Here is a 4,115-nt window from a genome sequence, read left to right as displayed (position 1 = left end):
TCCGGACGCTGCCTGCGGCGAGCGCGGCATCGGCGGCTTCGGCAAGCACCGCGATGAGCGGCTTTGGCAAAGGGGTATCGGCAAGCGCCTGGCCCTCGAACGCGCGGGCGTCGAGGTCGAACAGATGCGTGAGAACGGTGTCGGCTGAGAGGCAGCGCTGCGCGGCATTCAGGACAAGCACGCCATCCGTGCCCGCGACCGGCGCTTCAGGACGGGGAGCGCGCCCCGTTTCGACCGTGCCTGAGAAAGACGTTGTCACGATTGGAAATCCTTGAGCGTTGATAAATGCGAGGACCTTGCCCGGTTTTATCGAGATGACTGGCCATTATAGGGGAGTGCCTAAGGCCTCTCGATCCGGGGCAAGTCAGCCTCACGCGATTAATTACAGGATAACGGCCAGAGTGTGCAGCAAACGCCGTGCACGCTTCGCCGGATGTGACGATGCGCCCGAAAGCCCTACAATACCGGTTTCGATTTCAGCCGGCGATGAAGCCGGCGTACACAAGGAGAGAAACATGGCGATTGTGACGACAGACTCGGGCCTCAAGTATGAAGACCTGGTCGTGGGTGAAGGTGCGGATGCCGTCGCCGGGAAGACGGTCAGCGTGCATTACACGGGCTGGCTGACCGACGGCCAGAAGTTCGACTCGAGCCATGACCGCAACGATCCGTTCGCGTTCGTGCTGGGCGGCGGCATGGTCATCAAGGGCTGGGATGAAGGCGTACAGGGCATGAAGGTCGGCGGCAAGCGCAAGCTGACGATTCCGCCGCAACTCGGCTACGGCGTGCGCGGCGCGGGCGGCGTGATTCCGCCGAATGCCACGCTGGTCTTCGATGTGGAATTGCTGGACGTTTGATTTTTTTCGATAGCGGGGTCCGGGATCGAATCCCGACCCCGCTGTCGAATTACTGGCCGTCCAAACCGCGTTCCAGATCCCCACGAATATCCCCGGCGTTTTCCAGGCCCACCGCAAGCCGGATCAACCCCTCCCGAATCCCTGCGGCCTCACGAACTTCCGGCGTCAAGCGACCGTGCGTGGTCGTGGATGGATGCGTGATCGTCGTGCGTGTATCGCCGAGATTACCGGTGATCGAGCAGATCTTCGTAGAATCGATCACGCGCCACGCGTTCGCCCGCTGCTCTTCCCGCGTCGCGCCCCTCAGCTCGAACGACACGATCGCCCCGCCCGCCTTCTGCTGTTTTTTCGCAATCGCGTACTGCGGATGCGACTCGAGCCCCGGATAAAACACGCGCTCGATAGCCGGATGCGTTTCCAGCCAGCGCGCGATCTCCAGCGCATTCGACGACTGTTTCTCCACCCGCAGCGAGAGCGTTTCCATGCCCTTGAGCAATACCCACGCGTTGAACGCGGACAAGGTCGGGCCCGCGCTGCGCACGAACGGGAAGACCTTTTCCATGATGAACTGCTTCGATCCGACCAGCGCGCCGCCGAGCACTCGGCCCTGCCCGTCGAGGAACTTGGTGGCCGAATGCATCACGACGTCCGCGCCGAGCTTCAAGGGCTGCTGCAACGCCGGGCTGCAGAAACAGTTATCGACGACGAACAGCGCGCCCACTTCCTTCGATATCTTCCCGATCGCTTCAATGTCGGCGATCTCGGTCAGCGGATTCGACGGCGTCTCCAGGAAGAACATCTTCGTTTCGGGACGCACGGCGGCGCGCCATTCATCGAGATTGGTCGGATCGACGAACGTGGTCGTAATGCCGAACTTGGTGAAGATCTGCGAGAACATGCCGACCGTCGATCCAAACAGGCTCTTCGAGCTGACCAGATGGTCGCCCTGCTGCATGGAGCACATCACTACCGACATGATCGCGGCCATCCCCGACGCCGTCGCCATGCATGCCTCGCCGCCTTCGAGCGCGGCCAGGCGCTTCTGGAACATCGCGACGGTCGGGTTCGTGAAGCGCGAGTACGTGTAAGCCTCTTCGGCGTTCTTGAAGCTTTCCGCAGCGTGCGCGGCGCTTTCGAACACGAAACTCGATGTCAGGAAAATCGCTTCCGAATGCTCGTTGAAGTCGCTGCGAAGGGTTCCCGCGCGCACGGCGAGCGTGTCGAAGTTGAGGTTGTCGTCCATGTTCGTATCGTCCATTCTTTCCATCTCTTCCATTCGTGGTGGCCCGGCCGCATTCAAAAACCGGGACGCAAAAAAGCCCGCTTCTGCGTCAGCATGAGCGGGCTCGGTGCGAAAAAGCCTGTAGCGTCGCCGGGAAGGGAGTCGATGTTCGTCGGACTCTCCACCGGTTCGCTTTAGCTGTTTCGGGTTCCGATTGATGAAGCCATCGAAACCCGCGTCCGCAAGCTGATCTCAAATCGACGCAAACCCAATCCTATCACGCGTTTTCGCGCGCTGCAGCCAACCGCGTCATTCCACCGACAACTGCAAGTGCAACTGCGAACGCGATACACCGCCTTCCATTGCTTCACTTGCGGCGTCGCGATCCGACTGTGCGGACGGCGCAAGACGCGCCGTTTCCAGACGGTCGAGATAGGCTTCGTTGATATCGCCGGTGATGTAGTTGCCATCGAAACACGATGCATCGAATTCCTTCAGCGCCGGGTTGATGTCCCGAATGGCCTGCTTCAGATCCGCGACATCCTGATACACCAGATGATCCGCGCCGATCATGCGCGCGACTTCGTCGTCCGAACGGCCATGCGCGACGAGTTCGCCGCGCGTGGGCATGTCGATGCCATACACGTTCGGGAACTTCACCGGCGGCGCAGCGGACGCGAAAATCACTTTCGCAGCGCCGGCATCGCGCGCCATCTGTACGATTTCGTGCGATGTGGTTCCACGAACGATGGAATCATCCACAATCAACACGTTCTTGCCCTTGAACTCGATCGCCATGGCGTTGAGTTTCTGGCGCACCGACTTCTTGCGCACGGCCTGGCCCGGCATGATGAATGTGCGGCCAACATAGCGATTCTTGAAGAAACCTTCGCGATATTCCACGCCCAGCTTCGCGGCCACTTGCATGGCGGCGGGACGCGACGAATCCGGAATCGGCATCACCACGTCGATAGCCACGTCCGGCAGCACGCGCTTGATCTTCTCGGCGAGGTAATCGCCCATGCGCAGGCGCGCGTTGTAGACCGGCACGCCGTCGAGGCACGAATCCGGACGCGCGAGATACACGAGTTCGAAGATGCAGGGGTTGAGGCTGGGGTTTTCGGCGCATTGCTGGCTGTGCAGGTTGCCGTCGTTATCGATGAAGATCGCTTCGCCCGGTTCCACGTCACGCACGAATTCGAAGCCGATACCTTCAACCGCCACCGATTCAGACGCGACCATCCATTCCACGCCCGTCGCCGTTTCCTGCTTGCCGAGGACCAGTGGACGAATGCCGAACGGATCGCGGAAAGCGACCAGCCCGTAACCGGCGATCAGCGAAACGATCGCGTACGAACCCTTCACTCGCCTGTGGACGCCGCTCACCGCCTTGAACAGCGCAGCCGGATCGAGTTGCAGGCCGGAGCTCGACAACTGCAGTTCGTGGGCGAAGACGTTGAGCAGGACTTCCGTGTCGGACGCAGTGTTGATGTGCCGGCGATCGATCCGGAACATCTCTTCCTTCAGTTGCGGCCAGTTGGTCAGGTTGCCGTTGTGGGCGAGTATGATGCCGAACGGCGCGTTCACGTAGAACGGCTGGGCTTCTTCTTCACTCGATGCTGACCCGGCCGTCGGGTAACGTACCTGGCCAATGCCGACATTGCCCGGCAGGCTGCGCATGTTGCGCGTGCGGAACACGTCGCGCACCATGCCGTTGGCCTTATGCATGTGGAAGTTGTTGCCGTCCGCCGTCGCGATGCCGGCTGCGTCCTGACCGCGGTGCTGCAGGAGCAGCAGGCTGTCATAGATCAACTGGTTGACGGGAGTCTGGGAAACTACGCCTACGATGCCGCACATGGCATTGGTCCTTCAAAGAGTCGAAACGGGTCGAAAGGGCATATCGGTGCATCGCCGTGGTGTGGAGAAGGCCATTGCCGCGCAGAGCGAGGACGCGTCGTCGTGGGCGCTTGCTTATGTCGATCTGGATCGTTTCAAGCTCGTCAACGATCTGTTCGGACATCGCGCCGGCGATGAAG

The 4,115-nt window shown here is 60.9% G+C and carries 3 protein-coding genes and 2 pseudogenes; 2 read left to right on the top strand and 3 right to left on the bottom strand.

The window, feature by feature from the left end:
* Positions 1 to 259, bottom strand: a pseudogene (locus ACRXB1_RS32210) (sensor histidine kinase); the annotation flags it as partial.
* A gap of 256 nt (positions 260 to 515) precedes the next feature.
* Between ACRXB1_RS32210 and ACRXB1_RS32205 the strand changes: the two are divergent.
* A complete protein-coding gene (locus tag ACRXB1_RS32205) occupies positions 516 to 857 on the top strand; it encodes an FKBP-type peptidyl-prolyl cis-trans isomerase (RefSeq protein ID WP_056362764.1) in 342 nt (113 codons plus the stop codon).
* Positions 858 to 906: 49 nt separating this feature from the next.
* Here ACRXB1_RS32205 and ACRXB1_RS32200 read toward each other — a convergent pair whose 3' ends face one another.
* Complete coding sequence (locus ACRXB1_RS32200; protein ID WP_449494334.1) at positions 907 to 2,100, bottom strand: O-succinylhomoserine sulfhydrylase; 1,194 nt, start codon at positions 2,098 to 2,100, stop codon at positions 907 to 909.
* A 288-nt stretch (positions 2,101 to 2,388) separates the two neighbouring features.
* Entirely contained in the window at positions 2,389 to 3,936 is a 1,548-nt protein-coding gene (purF, locus tag ACRXB1_RS32195; RefSeq protein WP_062002473.1) for an amidophosphoribosyltransferase, read from the bottom strand.
* Between the two features lie 43 nt (positions 3,937 to 3,979).
* Between purF and ACRXB1_RS32190 the strand changes: the two are divergent.
* Positions 3,980 to 4,115: pseudogene (locus ACRXB1_RS32190) on the top strand (diguanylate cyclase domain-containing protein); the annotation flags it as partial.

Source organism: Caballeronia sp. M23-90, assembly GCF_053574605.1.
Note: the sequence above shows the minus strand (reverse complement) of the source record. Positions and strands in the feature narration are given on the sequence as shown.

Bases quoted from the DNA above. Each gene is read 5' to 3' on its own strand.
- ACRXB1_RS32205 (WP_056362764.1), top strand. From the start codon at position 516: ATGGCGATTGTGACGACAGACTCGGGCCTCAAGTATGAAGACCTGGTC.
- ACRXB1_RS32200 (WP_449494334.1), bottom strand. From the start codon at position 2,100: ATGGACGACAACCTCAACTTCGACACGCTCGCCGTGCGCGCGGGAACC.
- purF (WP_062002473.1), bottom strand. From the start codon at position 3,936: ATGTGCGGCATCGTAGGCGTAGTTTCCCAGACTCCCGTCAACCAGTTG.